The organism is Brevibacillus borstelensis (genome assembly GCF_036700025.1).
Lineage (GTDB): Bacteria > Bacillota > Bacilli > Brevibacillales > Brevibacillaceae > Brevibacillus > Brevibacillus borstelensis.
Genome location: NZ_CP144922.1, coordinates 2940677 through 2957182, shown reverse-complemented (window position 1 = coordinate 2957182; position 16506 = coordinate 2940677). Strand labels below are relative to the sequence as shown.

13 protein-coding genes and 1 pseudogene are annotated in these 16506 nt (G+C 50.4%); 4 read left to right on the top strand and 10 right to left on the bottom strand.

The annotated features are described in order from the left end of the window. The first annotated feature begins 84 nt into the window (after positions 1-84). Entirely contained in the window at positions 85-1482 is a 1398-nt protein-coding gene (locus tag V5G20_RS14005; RefSeq protein WP_251247513.1) for a hypothetical protein, read from the top strand. Between the two features lie 141 nt (positions 1483-1623). Continuing rightward, entirely contained in the window at positions 1624-2664 is a 1041-nt protein-coding gene (locus tag V5G20_RS14000; RefSeq protein ID WP_122958842.1) for a hypothetical protein, read from the top strand. A 155-nt stretch (positions 2665-2819) separates the two neighbouring features. Here V5G20_RS14000 and V5G20_RS13995 read toward each other — a convergent pair whose 3' ends face one another. The 6 genes from V5G20_RS13995 to V5G20_RS13970 form a co-directional block, all read right to left on the bottom strand. Further along, positions 2820-4295, bottom strand: coding sequence for a protein adenylyltransferase SelO (locus V5G20_RS13995; protein WP_338460939.1), 1476 nt, complete (start codon positions 4293-4295; stop codon positions 2820-2822). Between the two features lie 201 nt (positions 4296-4496). Continuing rightward, positions 4497-6041: an SMI1/KNR4 family protein gene (locus V5G20_RS13990; RefSeq protein ID WP_031933086.1), complete on the bottom strand. Its 1545-nt coding sequence runs from the start codon at positions 6039-6041 to the stop codon at positions 4497-4499. 254 nt (positions 6042-6295) lie between these two features. Then, on the bottom strand, positions 6296-7033 hold the full coding sequence (locus V5G20_RS13985; RefSeq protein WP_024984653.1) for an MBL fold metallo-hydrolase: 738 nt from the start codon (positions 7031-7033) through the stop codon (positions 6296-6298). 34 nt (positions 7034-7067) lie between these two features. Then, a complete protein-coding gene (locus tag V5G20_RS13980) occupies positions 7068-7799 on the bottom strand; it encodes a class I SAM-dependent methyltransferase (RefSeq protein ID WP_003390427.1) in 732 nt (243 codons plus the stop codon). Positions 7800-7960: 161 nt separating this feature from the next. Further along, positions 7961-8236 (bottom strand): CD3324 family protein, encoded by a 276-nt coding sequence (locus tag V5G20_RS13975; RefSeq protein ID WP_024984651.1) that lies wholly within the window; start codon positions 8234-8236, stop codon positions 7961-7963. A 257-nt stretch (positions 8237-8493) separates the two neighbouring features. Then, a complete protein-coding gene (locus V5G20_RS13970) occupies positions 8494-9654 on the bottom strand; it encodes an MFS transporter (RefSeq protein ID WP_338463469.1) in 1161 nt (386 codons plus the stop codon). Positions 9655-9953: 299 nt separating this feature from the next. Between V5G20_RS13970 and V5G20_RS13965 the strand changes: the two genes are divergently transcribed. Together V5G20_RS13965 and V5G20_RS13960 are read left to right on the top strand one after the other, a co-directional pair. Continuing rightward, positions 9954-10535 (top strand): TetR/AcrR family transcriptional regulator, encoded by a 582-nt coding sequence (locus tag V5G20_RS13965; protein WP_122958845.1) that lies wholly within the window; start codon positions 9954-9956, stop codon positions 10533-10535. 362 nt (positions 10536-10897) lie between these two features. After that, complete coding sequence (locus V5G20_RS13960; protein WP_003390431.1) at positions 10898-11818, top strand: DUF4261 domain-containing protein; 921 nt, start codon at positions 10898-10900, stop codon at positions 11816-11818. Positions 11819-11996: 178 nt separating this feature from the next. Here V5G20_RS13960 and V5G20_RS13955 read toward each other — a convergent pair. The 4 genes and pseudogenes from V5G20_RS13955 to V5G20_RS13940 form a co-directional block, all read right to left on the bottom strand. Next, a pseudogene (locus tag V5G20_RS13955) lies at positions 11997-12434 on the bottom strand (SRPBCC family protein). A gap of 1086 nt (positions 12435-13520) precedes the next feature. Next, the gene (locus V5G20_RS13950; RefSeq protein ID WP_155808006.1) at positions 13521-13664 is read right to left on the bottom strand and encodes a hypothetical protein; all 144 of its coding nucleotides are present in this window, start codon (positions 13662-13664) and stop codon (positions 13521-13523) included. Beyond that, positions 13661-14632, bottom strand: coding sequence for a helix-turn-helix transcriptional regulator (locus tag V5G20_RS13945; protein WP_003390435.1), 972 nt, complete (start codon positions 14630-14632; stop codon positions 13661-13663). The genes V5G20_RS13950 and V5G20_RS13945 overlap by 4 nt, the downstream gene beginning before the upstream one ends. Before the next feature lie 471 nt (positions 14633-15103). Next, complete coding sequence (locus tag V5G20_RS13940) at positions 15104-16318, bottom strand: MFS transporter (RefSeq protein ID WP_338460928.1); 1215 nt, start codon at positions 16316-16318, stop codon at positions 15104-15106. Positions 16319-16506 lie beyond the last annotated feature (188 nt).

Genomic DNA, 16506 nt, shown 5'->3' with positions numbered 1-16506 from the left:
AAATTCCGCCTTCACCCATGCCTGTTTCCTTGCATAGTGTGACAACAAAAGCATTCTCCTGACTCGATCAAGGAGGGGATTGGCATGGGTGTAGAATTGTTCTGGCTGCACGGCGTATATGTCCTGTTTGTCCTCATCATTATCGCGGCGATGGTGATGAGACGAGACACAAGTCTGTTGTGCATGATCGGGATCGCCGTTCTCGGACTCACTGCTACGGGCTCTGTCACAACAGCGGTTGGCGGACTGTTTGGCAGCTTTATTTATGCCATCACAGAGCTGTTGCCGACGATACTGGTCATATCCATTATCGTTGCGATGAGCCAGGTTTTATCCGAGACGGGGATTAATGAGACGATGATCAAGCCCGTCTCTTCGCTCATCCGCACACCTGCGCTGGCGTTTTGGGTGATCGGGCTTGTGATGATGGCCATTTCCTGGTTTTTCTGGCCTTCCCCTGCCGTTGCGCTGGTCGGAGCCGTCCTCCTCCCAGCAGCCATCCGCGTAGGTCTTCCCGCGATTGGTGTCGCAGTCGCGATGAACCTGTTCGGCCACGGCATTGCCTTGTCTGGCGATTTTATTATTCAGGGGGCGCCCACTCTGACAGCCAAAGCAGCCGGCCTTCCCGTTGCAGACGTCATTTCGGCGAGTGTTCCTCTCGTAATCGTCATGGGAGTGGTTACGACAGTCGCGGCATTTTGGTACTTGAGGAAAGATATGAAGAACGGACTTGTCGCCGAACCATTGAAAAAGATTGAAGATTCCGACTCTGGCAAAAAAAGCGCCTCCACACTGCTTGCTGCTGGCTTGCGCGGTTGGATTGCTGCCGCAGTTATTCTGCTATTCCTCCTCGATGTGTATGCGATGTTCATGCTCCAACTAAAAGGCGGAGATGCCACCGCCCTCGTCGGAGGAACTGCTCTGTTTATTCTCCTCGCTGTCACACTGATCGCTCACAAGCAGGCGGGGCTGGAAAAAGTCACGAATCACCTAATCCACGGCTTTCAATTCGGTTTTAAAGTATTTGGTCCGGTCATCCCCATCGCTGCCTTCTTTTATATGGGCGACAGCGGTTTCGTTAAGGTCTTTGGCGAAACGCTTCCTGCCGGGTCGCAGGGGATTGTAAACGACTTGGGGGTTGCTTTGGCACATACGATTCCGTTAAGCAAGGAAGTGGCGGCGCTTGCCTTGACGGCCATCGGGGTCATCACGGGTCTGGATGGTTCGGGTTTCTCCGGAATTACCCTCGCCGGGTCGCTGGCCCAATTGTTTGCCACTGCTCTGGGAACGGGAGCCGCTACTTTGACGGCACTGGGGCAAATCTCCGCTATTTGGGTCGGGGGCGGCACGATTATACCGTGGGCGCTGATTCCCGCTGCAGCCATTTGCCGCGTCGATCCGTTCGAGCTGGCCAGACGCAATCTTTATCCCGTGGTGATCGGTCTTTTGGTAACCACACTGGTCGCAATGTTCCTTATCTGAAAAGGATAGCCTCTTACAAAGAAAATCCTCCGCCCATGACCGCAAAATCATGTCGGAAGGATTTTTTTGCGTTTATTCTGATTTTGACCAAGCCTCCATAAAATGGTAGAAGCAAGCTGGAGGAAAGGTCGGGCCTCACTTATGAAACTGTGGATCAAAAGTGTACAGGTGGCTGCCACCTACATCGGAACGATAGTCGGAGCTGGCTTTGCCAGCGGTCAGGAAATCGTTGCTTTTTTTACCTCTTACGGGGGGGCAGGCACCTGGGCCATCTGGGTATCGACTGGCCTGTTCATGTGGCTGGCTTACCGGATGATGCTCCTTGCCCAACAACTTGGTACACCTTCATACGAATCCTTTAATCGGTTGCTATTCGGTTCCATTCCAGGACGAATCATGAATGTATTGGTATTTCTGACTTTGCTCGGCGTGACCACTGTGATGCTCGCCGGCGCTGGTTCGGTGCTGGAACAGCAATTCAGTTTACCCTATACCTTCGGGATTATCATCACAGCCATCGCAGCTTTTCTACTCCTCCGAAAAGGGTTGGAGCGGCTGCTCGCGATCAACTCCATTGTCGTGCCCACCATGCTGCTCTTTTCCTTCCTGATCCTGATCGATGGCGACGTAGCATCACCGCTCCCCTTCCCACCGCCGGATTCCCTCGAATTTTTGTGGCAGGCAGTCCTGTACGTCTCCTTTAATCTGGCGATGGCCCAAGCCGTACTCATTCCGATCGGTTACTCCATCAGGGAGCGCGCCGTCTTAAAGCGAGCTGGCATCATAGGCGGCTGCGGTCTTGGGTTCATGATGCTAAGCTCTCATATCGCCATGCTCGCCAACTGGGAACAGATACGCCATCTGGAAGTACCGATCATCTTCATCACCGGGCAGTGGAATGACTGGCTGCAGCTGTTCTTTGTTTTCGTCCTTTACTCGGAAATATTTACGACCCTCATCTCTAACGTCTTCGGGATCGGGCAGCAAGTACGGGAGCTCGTGAACATTCCGGAAACGAGAGTCTATCTTGCTTTATTTACCGTAAGCTTTCTGCTTTGCTTTATCGGTTATTCCGATTTGCTTCTGTTTCTTTATCCGCTCTTTGGGTACCTGGGGCTGGCTACCTTTGTAAAACTGGTTTTGACAAGAGCTGCAAAAACGAAGAGACCTAGACAAAATTAGAACAAACGAACCAAAAAGGAAAATCCACGGAGTATCCTGTGGATTTTGCAATATACAGGAAAGGGCGCTTGCACCATCGACTACGGTATACATACCCGTAGTCATGCAGATGAAATGTATTGTTTTGGCATTGGGGGGTAGTCCGTTGTTTTTAATCAGGTACCGCAATAGGTTCTGTACGGGCGGTTTGATTCAGCCGGCAGTGTGCAGTATTCATCCTGCTCAGGCGAATGCTCATAGGGCTTCGAAAGAACCTCAAGCAACCGATGCATTACACTGTAGTCCCCGTCGTTGACCGCAGCTTCCAGTGCTTCTTCTACCCGGTGATTGCGTGGAATGACAGCCGGATTGCTGCTGCGCATCAACTGCTGTGCGGCTGCTTTCGATTCCTTCTGCCTGCCAAGTCTCGCCTGCCACTGCTCATGCCACTGTGCAAACTCCGGGGTGCCGTTCATCGGTGTGTCCTCCGGCTTGTCAAAAGTCAATGCACGGAAGGTATTGGTATAGTCCGCCCGATAATTTCGCATCATACGGAGGAGGTCTTCAATAAGGGCTTCATCCTGTTCTTCCGCGTTGCTTATTCCCAGCTTTGCTCTCATTCCCGCAAGCCAATTGTGGTAGTACAGCTTCGAAAATGTGGAAAGCTCATTTTGGGCCAGTTCAATCGCCTGCTTTTCGTCGTCATGCAGCAGCGGCAATAGGGCTTCGGCAAATCTGGCGAGATTCCACCCGCCGATATATGGCTGATTGCCATAGGCGTAGCGGCCCTGGATATCAATCGAGCTGAATACCGTCTCCGGGTCGTACGTATCCATAAAGGCGCAAGGACCGTAATCGATCGTTTCCCCGCTGATGGTCATGTTGTCGGTGTTCATGACGCCGTGGATAAAGCCGACTAGCTGCCATTTTGAAATGAGCTCCGCCTGACGCCTGATCACTTCATGAAGCAGCGACAGATAGCGATTTTCACTGTTTTCAATGTCCGGATAGTGCCGCTTTATCGCATAGTCAGCCAGAGCCCGGAGCTCCTCGGCTGTCCCCCAGTTTGCTGCGTACTGAAAGGTACCGACCCGCAAATGACTGGCGGCCACGCGCGTGAGAATCGCACCGGGCAGGTCAGTCTCACGGATAACGGACTCACGGGTCGTCACTACTGCCAGACTGCGGGTCGTTGCAATCCCGAGAGCGTGCATGGCTTCGCTGATGATGTATTCGCGCAGCATCGGTCCGAGTGCCGCCCGGCCATCTCCGCCTCGGGAATACGGTGTTCTGCCTGAGCCTTTGAGCTGGATATCTACCCTTTCGCCTTCAGGAGTAATTTGCTCGCCGAGCAGCAGTGCCCGGCCGTCCCCGAGCATGTTGAAATGTCCAAATTGATGCCCCGCATAAGCTTGAGCGAGCGGGGAAGCGCCCTCGGGAATCCGGTTTCCGGCAAACGCCGAAACGCCATCTTCACTGCGCAGCGCTTGAGTGTTCAATCCCAAGGATGATGCCAGGGACTCGTTGAGAATGATGAGCTTCGGTGCCCGTACAGGAGTGGGACCTTGGCTGGAAAAAAATAATTCCGGCAGACGTGCGTAACTGTTGTCAAAGTTCCATCCTGCTTCTGTGCTTGCTGTTTCCTTTGTCATCTTGGCTCCTTTTTCTTCCTGTTTTTCTTCATTGGAATTGTATCCTATTTATCGTTATCTATGTTCCAGACATTGCAAAGTCATCCCTTTTTAGTGTCCGCTTCCGCCCTTTTATTATACCTGTTCCCCTCGTAGGTGGCCTTTGAACAGCGAACGAAGACGTGCTTTCACTAGCCTGTTTCGCATTGTCTGGAAGTTTGCCTAGTCTGTCAAATATTGATGCCAGATCTCTTCTTCTTCGTCTGTCATTTCCCCGATCATCGTGGAAAAGTCGATTTTTCGGTCAAAACAATCCTTTAATCGTGCGAATTGCTGGAAGGAAGCCGTTATTTTCCTCAAAGAGGCCGACCGGGCCAGCTCCTCCAGCTTCCCGATATCGGGACAACCGTTCAGCTCCAGGGACTGAAGTTTAGTAAGCCCGGCCAAGACTGAAACATCCCCAATCGTCGAATCCTTTATCACTATTTTTTGAAGCCTGCGGCAATTTCCCAGAAACGCAAGACCTGGCAAAGAAACCCCTTCCAGCTGAAGCGTTTGCAAGTTTACCAGTTGTCCGATCGCGTTCAAATCGCTCTCGCTTACTTGACCGAGTCCAGCAAGGGTCAGCTCTGTAAGCTGAGTGAGCGCCGACAGACTTCGAAGCTGCTCCGCATCCGGCTCGCTAACTTCCAACATACGCAAACCCTTGATCGATGATAACGGTGAAAAATCACGAATAGGTGTATGCTGAATATCCAGGTTTGTCAATTTTGGCAAGCAGCCAAGAGGGGTTACATCCGTGACGGCCGTACCGGAAAGATTCAGTTCCTGCAAATACTCCAAACCTCGCAATGGCCGCAGATCCGATACCGGATTTTTCACCAAATACAATCTTTTCAGATGCTTGCAGCCGCTCAATGGCTCAATCGAACGAATTTCGTTTCCGCTAAGAATCAGTTCGCGCACCTCACTGCAAGAACCAAGCGGAGCGATATCAGTAAGTCCCTGCTGTATAAAAAGCAGCTTTTTCCTGCGAAGAAAAGCCTCTGGTGAACTGCTTGACTCGAGTATCCTTTTCTTCCATTCGTCGTCGAGGCCTTCAAACCACACGTCTGCGTCTGGTACTTCTGAAGCTGCGCGGAATGGTTCGAGAACGGGCAAATTCATCCCGCGAATGGCATCGAGAAAGTGTACCTCTCCCTCCCGGCCAAAGCTCCAGGAGGTGTAGTCTTCCTCTTGATCGACACTGTAATTTCCCTCGCGTGCCGTATCTCGGATACATTGCAGGAAATCGGTGAGACGACGAGCTACCACATACTTGACCTCTTCGTCGCGGCCGAAATTGATTACTTGGCCGCTTACACCTTTCTCGTCCGGATCCAGATCGATCCCTAAATGATTGCCGCCCCAGTCTTTGCTGATCGGCAGCCAATAGCGGTTTATGTATCTTTCTTTGATCCAAGCGGCGGGAACGGAATAATGCCCGCCTTCCATGGCGTACTCTTCCTCCAATTCCGCCCATATTCTCCATTCTGCGAGCATGTCTTCCAGCGAAAGAAACGGAAGGCCAAAAAAGAAGCCGGGGCCATCCTCGCTTTGCCCATTGTGTATCTGGTAAAGCTCCCGCAGTTCAGCAGGAAGGGAAAAACCCAGTTCCTCCTCGGCCTTGCGAAGCTCCTCCTCTGTTGCAGGGGGATTAAAGGATGCGGCTAGACCAGGCAAATCGAATCGCAGCTGCTCTATGATTTCCTCTAGCAATTGTCGCATGTGCAAACGTCTCCTTCGCGCCATTTTAGCGATTCTCATTCTTTTTGTAGCTCCAAACAGATCATCTGGCACCGAGGTAAAATCTCAACCTCTGCTTTTCTTTACCATTATAGTAGATTCACGCGGCCATTCCACCTGTTGGATGTTAATTTATGCCAAATCCATCTACTGTTCGCCTGGAAACGGGCGGTCTTGGATGATCCTGTTATGAGAAAAGTATCAATACGCTGCTCAGGGCAAGTCTCCGGTACGATTTACCTCTCGTACTTACGAGCGAGTTCCAGCAAGGCTTTCTTGGCATCACCAGGAAACAAGCCTCCATGATAGCAGATGAGCCGCTCAATGTCGCAGGAAAGCAATCGATGCACGGACCGAACAGCCTCGTCCAGGTCCAAAGCATACTGCGGATTTGCGATATTCAGCTTGCCTTCTTCCATTACGACTGCATCTCCCGCGATCAGCGTTTTGCTGGAAGAAAGGTACAACGAAATATGGCCTGGCATATGCCCTGGTGTGTGGACGATGTCAATGCCGCCGCACCAAGGCAGCCTCTCATCATTGGAAACGGCTCTTTCTACTGAAACGGTTTCAATAGAAGCAAGGAACTGAATAAACTGTTCAGCTTGCGGCTTTGCTTCATCCGGCAACGCATCGTAGGTCGATTCCGCCTGTTCAAGCCGCAACGATTTTTTCGTACCCTCGATGTAGGGAACCTCCCGTTCGTGGGCAATGACTTCGATCTGGGGGTACTTCCGTTTCAGCTCTGCCAGCGAACCGATATGATCCATATCGTGATGTGTCACGATGACTTTGGTGAGCAAATCGAATGCGATGCCATTCTGGAGAGCCGCTTTTTCAAGAAGCGGGATAAAATTCGGATAGCCGCAATCGACGAGAATAAGATCCTGCTCATCTTGAAGAAGAACAGGCGTGATGCTCTGTTTATGTCCATCGTACTCGAACTCGATGTGAAGCAAATGACAGTGATTCATTATCCACATCTCCTTTCTCTTGGCTATAAGATGACTAGGATCTTCGAGCCGAAATCAGCAAAAACATAGGGCGATGAAGCTCCTCTTCCCACTCAGGATGGGAGGCAACTTGTTCACTGGAGGGTCCCCACTCTACTACACGGGTTATTGTAAAACCAAGCCCAATCAGCATGTTCAAATATGTGCCTATCGTCCGATGCTGCTTGACCACTCCTTCGACCAGCCAATTGGTTTTCCGTACACCCTCATATTGATAGTTGTCGACTGGCCACGTCTTGTAACCGTCAGGATGCTTGATCCACCCAGGCCCGCTAGAAGCCGTATAAATCGGATGTTCTACTGAACATACCAGACTCCCCCCTGGTTTGAGAGATGCGTACGCTTCCTTTAACAAGCCCTGCACGTTTTCGATATAGTGAAATGCCAGCGAACTGTACACCAGATCATATGAGTCTCGCTTTAATTCAAGGCTCTCCATGTCTGCCCGCAGATAGGCAATCTGGGAATCCTGCGTTTCCCGTTTCGCTCTGGTCAGCATGTTCTCAGAAATGTCGATCCCGACTACACTTGAGGCGCCATTTTCTTTGGCCCAGCGGCAGAACCAGCCGAACCCGCATCCCAAATCAAGAACATGGGCACCGTGCAAATCCGGGAGCATGGACTGCAGTGTCGGCCATTCCGGTGCACCATCCAGCCCGCTTATGGAACGTCTCAATTGACTGTACCCTTTGAAAAATTCCTCATTGTCATAGATGTTTTGAGTCATCACTCTCGCTCCTCTGTTTGCAGCATCATTTGTCTCCCACCCTACCATCTCTATTCATGCTTCTCAAGCGCATGCATGCACCCGAATCAAACAGAATCATTTCAATAAGAAAAAGCGATATTTGAAGTATCTCGATGGATCACATCAAATATCGCTCCCTTTTACACGCGCTTCTTTTCTTCCCGGATAATTCTGCGGATCGATTGCTCCGTCAGATAATGTCGCTGAGATAACTCCGCAATGGAATCGCCTTGCAAGAAGCTTTTATAGATGTTTTGATTTCGGATTTTGAGCTGAGCCCGAACTCCGGTCAGCTCGCCCCACGCCTTGCGTTTTTCAGCTTTTCTGGGAATATACACATACGCGCCGTCAATGTATTGTTGAATGCATTCGATCACGTGCTTTGGCAAAATATTTTTTGCTTTTTCGTGCTTCATTCTCGCCGCTCCTATCTACAGATTTGTGTAAATAGTGAGCAAAGCCTGCACAAGATATATCAGCCTATATGGTTTGGAAGGCGGCTCCGAACAAAAGCATTGTTATATCTCCGTGCTGGTTTGCCCGGAGCCCGACGCATCCACTTGAACGGTTGTACTTCTTTCAAGTGACATGTGTGTTCACCTCGCCTCAAAAACTTGTAAACCATCTACAACCATTATAGCGAATATCGATCCAGAACTAGACATCTTATTCTCTAACATGAAATCCGACGCCGTGTGAATGCCCATAACAGTAGAGCCATTGTGCTGACTGCTGCCCCAAGCAGGCATACGCCACTCCAGCCCGCATAGGCGTACATACTGGTCGAAGCAATCGAACCGGAGGCGCTTCCGATGGAATAGAAAACCATGTAGCCGGCGGTCAGGCGGCTGCGCGCTTCAGGGCGTACGGTAAAGAGAATGCTCTGATTGGTCACATGGACGGCCTGCACCGCCAAGTCCAGGATCATCACGCCAACAATCAAAACAGACAGCGATTTTTCAGCATAGGAGATCGGGAGCCAGGACACGATCAGCAATGTGAGCGCGATACCGGTGGTCCACTCTCCGAACCCTCGATCCGCGAGCCGGCCTGCTCTGGCTGCTGCCAATGCTCCAGCAACGCCGGCAAAGCCGAAGGCCCCGATGGCGGTATGGGATAGCGAAAGCGGCGGCGAGCTAAGCGGCAAGACGAGTGAAGTCCATAATATGCTGAATGCAGCAAAAATCAACAAGGCAAATGCAGCGCGAATCCGCAGAATTCTTTCCTGGACGAATAGGTCAATGACGGAGCGCAGCAGCTGCGAGTATGTCATCGACGTTTTTTCGCGTTCTTCGCGAGGCAGCACTTTGAACAATGCGGCGACCATGAGCAGCATCATTGCTGCAGAGACGAGATAGACAGAGCGCCAGCCGGCAATGTCGGTCAAAATGCCTGCAAATGTTCTCGCCAGCAATATGCCAATGACCACCCCGCTCGTCACCAGGCCGACAATTCGCCCCCGTTCGGATGGGGCAGCCAAAATTGAAGCATATGCGACAAGCGTCTGGGTCACAACGGCCAAAAAACCGATTACAGCCATGCCTGCCAACAGGACCGGAGCGGCAGGAGCAGTACCTACTACGGTTATTGCAAGTACGGACAAAAGCATGTGGCACAGAATCAGTCGGCGTCTGTTCAACAAGTCTCCAAGCGGCACCAGTAAAAAAAGCCCCAATGCATAACAAAGTTGGGTAACGGTAATCACAATGCCAATCGATGAATGACGAAGTCCGAACTCCCGAGCCAAAGAGTCGAGCAGCGGTTGAGCGAAATAGATACTGGCTACAGCCATCCCGCAGGCGGCCGCGAACAGCAGTGCAACAGAGCGAGACATCGATCTGACCGGTATACAAGAGGCAGTAGCGGACTCCGGTTGCCCCCTGTCCGCAATGGCTCCGTCCTTTTGATCGACAACGACTTCTGTTTTTTGGGAAAGCCCCTCTCCACTCAAGCTACAACCCTCCAGTTTCATAGCGAAGCAAAATTTTATACTGATCGGTACATAATTACCCTTTCCCATTTATACAGCTCGCGAACTTCATATGTCAACAAAATTCCCTTCTCGATTTGACACAATGCTGGCAGAAATATAAAATCATATCATACCGTTCGATATAAAAAGGGGTTGTTGTGATGGCTCGCTCACGAGAATTCGATGTGGAAAAAGCATTGGACGCAGCCATGCATGTATTTTGGAAAAAGGGATACGAAGCGACTTCACTCAGCGATTTGACGGCTGAAATGGGCATCCAACGGCCAAGCATCTATTCAGCTTTCGGGGACAAAAAAGAGTTGTTCGAAGCAGCGCTGAGGAAATATACACGATTCCACGCTTCCCGTGTCCGGGCGGCACTCCAAAAACATCCGTCTGTGAAAGACGCGTTTCGGTCTTTTTTTGAAAGCTTGACCGCTGAGGACTATGACCAAAATCCGGCCCGGGGATGCTTCTGCATCAACACAATGGTCGAGCTTGCACCACACGATGAGAAGTTTGAAGTTCTTACGAGGGAGCATCAGATGTATCTTTCGGCGATTTTTCAGGAAACGCTTGAACGAGGGATACAAACGGGAGAACTGAAGACAGTCAAGAATGCAAAAGCTCTTGCGCAAACGCTTGTCGTGTCGGTCATCGGGCTCACCGTCATGATGAAATCTCGCCCGGACCGCTCCTTTATCAATCATGCCGTAGAGGTTACCCTCTCATTGATCAAATAGCCTGTTTGGAGACGAGCGTTACTTAAACCTCCTCGTTTCGCAAAAAAGCTCCTTCCGCTATTAATATGGCGTTACTCTCATAGTGGAATGATCCCTCCTGAACGATGTGGAATCTCGCAATACTTAGCTGGATTCCAGTCTATGTTTGGTGTGCATCCGGTTTCAGGTGAAAAATATGATGGAAGCAGATGGAAGCACCTTATATAATAGGACTATTACGGCGAGCGAGCTCTCATTTTTTATCCGGAGCAGGATTTGCTGAAAGGACGCTTCGACCGTACATACTCCCTGTATGCAAGCTGAGGGCAAAAGAAACAACGCGGAACCGGGTTACAATCAACGCTTCGGCCAAGGAGGAAAAAATGGAAAAGAAGGATATTCTGGATCAGGAGAAAGACTTTGGGTTTGCACGGGTTTATGGGGTTGAACTGAAATACAGGCAGCAGCCAAAACTGGATCGGGCGCTCCTCTATGAAAAAATGAATCTCTACACGGGCAAAATCGAACAGCCGGACCGGGAAAAAACAGATGACCCTGCCCTTGCTGTTTGGGAAGCCAACGAAGCCGATAAGGAGCTGCTGATGCACTTCTTCCATTTAAACTACATGGTACAGTACGCGGAAGGAGAAATGCCCGCTCAGACCAGCTTACTGAATTTCGAGAGCCGGCCTGCGGCAGAATACGAGACCGCGATTCAGCAGTCCTGGCATTGGCAAGAAGCAGCTCAAACGCTAAACGAATGCAACTATTCACTCCTTTTGGTCGATATGATGGCATCCGGGCTGGAGCCTCAAGCAAGATTGCAGCTTTTCACCGGCGCCCTTCGAGCGGTACTGGAAGCAGCTCCTTGCGATGCGATCTACTTTCGGGCGAGCGACAAGCTTGTAGAGCCCCAGGCTTATTTGGCTGCCATCGAAGAAGGTGCCATCTTATATGGAGCTATGAATATACGCTTTTATAACGTGCAAGGGACGGGAAGCGGTCGGGCGGAAGGCCTGATGGACTCGATCGGTCTCGCTGCACTTGGCATTCCCGATGTTCAGTGCCATTTTTATGATCTCGACCCTTCTGAGGTTGCCGATCATTTAATGAATATTGGCTATTATTTGTTTCACCAGGGAGACGTGATCGCTGACGGGGAAACTGTCGGTTTCAGCGAAGATATGCGTTGGCGCTGCGAGCACCAATATGCGCTCGCGGCCCCACATCGCGTCGTTATCGATATCGATCCGGGAGAACCTTATTATGCTGGAAGGCAGGGGTACACCGAAGCAGATCGTTAATCACGGCTGATTGAGGACATAAGGATTGTCCTGTGAAAGCGGCATGACAAGCGTTTTGGCAGAAGCGGAAGCTTGCCGGAAACTGGTGGTTTGAAAACAGGGCAGCAATGGCTCCAGAAAAATGGAGTGAAAACCCGCAATCCATGGGGTTTCACTCCGCCTGTCGCCGACTCATTTTCTATTCCTTTACTAATCCTCCTCTCAAATTGCGAACACCAAACTCCAAATACCCTTTCAGACAGGTCAGCATAAATACCCACCCTTCTTTGTTGTCCACCAATTTGCTTATCAGCTCTTCATCATTCTCATTAAAGCCTTCTTCGTTTACTTCAATAATCGTACTGGAATGATCCAACTCTGTCAGGGTAATGGCAACCACGTGTTCCTCTTCGGGGGGCCCCTATTTGAACACGATTTTTTTATCGACCTCCACTTCGATTACGTGAATCTCCGCTGTTGCATCATAAAGATCGTATTTCAGTGTGATCGTCTTGCCTTGTTCCCATCTTTCAGAGCTTGACGAAAACCAGAAATTCCCGATTTTCAAAGGGTCTACGAATGCCTCAAACACTTCTTTAGCCGGTTTTTCTATCTTGAATTTTGTCAGGTTGTTCATACCTCGCATCAGCTCTCTTTTCTGGTTAAGTGGACCTTCCTAGCGAAAAATCGACAGAGAATGTCTGTTCACCTATGCGTGCACTACTATTATGTACATGTTTATCCTAAAAACCCGTTCATAGATCCGGATCGTAAAGCCGCGTTTCTGACATATGCAGCGATAGTAGTTGATGAGTTCTACCTTGAGAATATAAACGCTTTGCCATCCGCGTTGCATATTTGCGTCCCATTCGGCAGCTCAGCATAAGGCTGTTCCCAGTGCACATGCCCGCAGAACACCAGCGTGCTCTCTCCAGCCTCCAATACCGTCCGTATACCGGCATGTCCCAACTGGCCGGAGTTCACTCCTTCGGGCCCCTGGTGAAGCAACAGCACATCGGGCTTTTTCCGTAAAATCTGGTTCAGCGCAAGCAAATACCCTGGTTCCCCGGCATTGCCGTTACATAAGGAATCCGGTCAGCAGGTTCCCATTCGATTTGCTTGATTCTCATGCTTGCATCACCACATCTCTCAGTTTGATCTCTATCGTACCTGAAGACATCGTGAAACGCACTCCCCCACAGGTTGGGATTCATAATTACGCCTTGCTGGAATATAGCAATGGCAGGGTCAGCGTGACAGATATTGCACCGGAATTCCTTTCGCCGACCGCAAATGGCTCCCATCGCTCACCTGCCCCCGGATTCGCAAATTTCAGGTACAGGAAGGCGAAGTAGTTCACTCTATCCTCACACATATCGATGAGACCAAAAAACAGGAGCTTCTGAAGCAGATTGCCCTTTATATTGAAACCAGGCCCGAATCGGGAGCGTGGCCTACCGAGCCTTTGATATCTTGACATACGCAGCGGCCCTTATAGAGCACTCTTGTGCACGTATACCGAGCGGTAAGCCCGTCTTGGCGTGTTGGAACGTACTTGGCCTTCATCAGTCAATAGCACAGTTACGTATTTCCTCCATTGCCTCTTTCACATTTCTCTCCGGATTCAGTGTACGGATCATTTCTTCAGTGAGGGGAGCACCGCATTCCCGTTTTCTTGTTCGAAGAAACAATCTTTTTGAGCGTTCACTGTTTTTCGGAAATACTAGCTCTTTGTTTCATACACGATGCTTGCCAGAAAAGCGGAAGGCAGCACTTCCCCGCCAGCGTCGTATGCAGACTCAACGAACACCTCCAGCTTTTCCTCCGAGGAGATCTCTGCCTCCCCTATCGTGACGTTGTGTTTCATCCTTGGCCCGACTCCTTTGCTCTTGCGATTTCGCTTGGGTTATAACCGAACGTTTTGCGGAACAGGGAAGCAAAATGGCTTATATTGTGATAACCGACCATCACAGCTGCCTCGCTGACATTGGCCTTTCCTTGCTCCAGCAATTTACGGGCTTCACTCATTCGCAGGCCTCGGACATAGCCGAAGACCGTTGTGCCGAACAATTGCTTAAAGCCGAGCTTGAGCTTGTAGTCGTTAAGGCCGACGAGTCTGGCCAGCTCAAGCAAACCGGGAGGCTCTCTCCACGTGCGTGTCAAAATCTCTCTCGCATAATGAAGGCACTGGATATCACCTGCATTCAGCTTGGATTCCGCACGAACCCGTTTTTCCACTTTTTCCGCCGCATCCAAATGATGGACCAGGAGCTCATACGCTTTTCCTTCGAGGAACATCCTTTGGAGCTTGCCGGAATAAGGGCACTGTTTGATTTGCTCGGCGATAAGCGAAAGATGGGGCGAGCCGGCGGTTTGCCTGCAAAAGGATGGTTTCTCCGATATCCGGGAAAGTTCGGGCAGCAGTTCCCGGAAATACCGAACGTCGACCCGAAGTTCCAGATGCACGTACCTCTCCACGGGAAGCAGTTCGAAACGCAGCTTCGAATCTTGAATATAGATGAGATGGGAAACGCCAGGTGCCAAACAATACCCCCGGGATGAGCCAGCCGTTTCCCAGAAACCTTGACCTGAAAGCGTATAACCGATTTCCAGGTGAGGATAACGGACCCCGACGTCCAACGTCACAGGCTCGTGAATGCTTCCCTCATACAAATTGATCTCCATGCCTGTTCGGAGCAAAATCCGCTGCAATTGAGCAGCCCCTCCCAATATCGGAATGGATTGAAAGTGCTGTTCAGGCTGAGGAGAGACGGTGACATCGCTTAGCTCCTCGATCATGCACCCCAAGTCATGGGTATCCAGTTGAAGCTTCAAACCAGCTCCCTCCCTCCCCTGTTTGATAAAATGACCATACGAGCGGTTCCACCTTGGAGGAGAAGAAGTTTCCACGGGAAACAAGCAAACTTATTATTCACAGTTTAAATAATAATGAAAATCATTGTCAACAAAGATTGTAAAAAGCGGCTGCAGCGACCTTTGCAGTGTATCGTACCTTCCAAATATTTATGGCAAGAATCCAACCATTATCTTCGCCTGACTTACGCCTTTGCGCCGTTAGAAGATTTGAAGATGGGAATCTATCAATCGGGTGCAATCATTCGGGTACTGGCAAAACATCGATAGAAAGTGTTTCTCCTGTATTTTTGGTTCAATCCTAGAGGACCTATTACCAATTATTAGGTATTCACCGAACACAAAAAAGCCACCAAAAGGAAACATGGTGGCTGAGTATCGATTTTTGCTGTCAGGATGTCCGCTCAAACCGCAAAGCAAAAAGACTCGATGCTATTTGCTTACGTCCTGATGGGCAGCAGTAGTCTCGATTGCCGCCCCTGTCTGCGTTCGGACAGCAAGCAGCGTAACAGCCATAATGATGACGAATAGGGCCACAAAGACGAAAGGCAGATGTTTGTCTAGCGGGTAAAGGCTCGTGCTGAGAATAGGGGCGATCACAGCAGATATGCCCTGAACTGCTCCCACAAGCCCTGCTACTCCCCCCTGCTGCTCGTGGGAAACTGCAAGCGATGCTCCCGTCATAAATCCCGGCATCATCAGCCCGGCCCCAATCCCGAACAGGAAAAACGCTGCGTAATAACCTGCCATGCTGATGACGAACAAAAAAAGCGCCATGCTGCTCACCAGAAGCAGCGAGCCAGCCAGGATCAGCGGCTTGGGCTGCCATTTCGGGTTTTTCATTTGTAAGCCTTGCGTAACAATCATCGCAACACCGCTGAGCATCAGTCCCATGGAGATCATTCGTGCGGTTTCCCGGGTAGACAGGGATAATTGATCCTGGAAATAAAAGCCGCCGACGACTTGCAAGGTGATAATGCTGAGCATCGTAGCCAATCCGGCAAACAAATACAGGCGGACGCCTTTTTGAAACGGTTTCACCTTCTTCGGCTTTTCCCGAATCACCGGTTTTTGAGCCGGGATCATCAGCAGGACCACGCCAAATGCCACCAAAGGCAACAGCGAACCGATATAGAGCGGCCAGATCAGATCGATGAGTGCAAAAGCACCGGCAATCGCCGGACCAAGTACCAGTCCCATTCCATTAGCTGCCCCGATTACGGCCATTCCCGCCGAACGGCCTTTTTCATCCGTGATATCAGCCATATACGCTTGCGCCGACGACGGAACAGCAGGAATAAACATCCCGACCAGACCTCGTGCCACGATCAGCATCACAACCAAAAAACCGCCGCTGACGAGCCCGGCCAGACCGACATACATCGTCGCTGTGAACAGTACATAGCTTGCCAGCATCCCGAGAAAGCCGATTAATATAACGGGCTTTCTGCCTTTTACATCGCTCCAGTTTCCCCATACCGGAGCCATTGCCGCCATCGCGATAGATCCCAGCGAAATGATCAAGCCTGAGTGAGTCTCGCTCAACCCCAGCTCGCGTATCAACGGAGGCATGACGGGGGCGATGATCATCAAGCCGACCATCGCGACAAAAACGCTAAAGAAAATGCCGAATCGAATTCGCAACATTTGAACATCCTTCTCCTTCCGCAAACAGCCTCTACTCAGCATGTTTGTTTCGATGGTAAGAGAAAAACAGAACAGCTGCTACCTCGATAAGGATTCATTTATGCGGTAAAACGGATTTTTTTAATTTTTTCCGGTAGCCGCCTTGGACCGTCAATTGACAAAACCATTCTCTGAAAGGCATGGCCGAT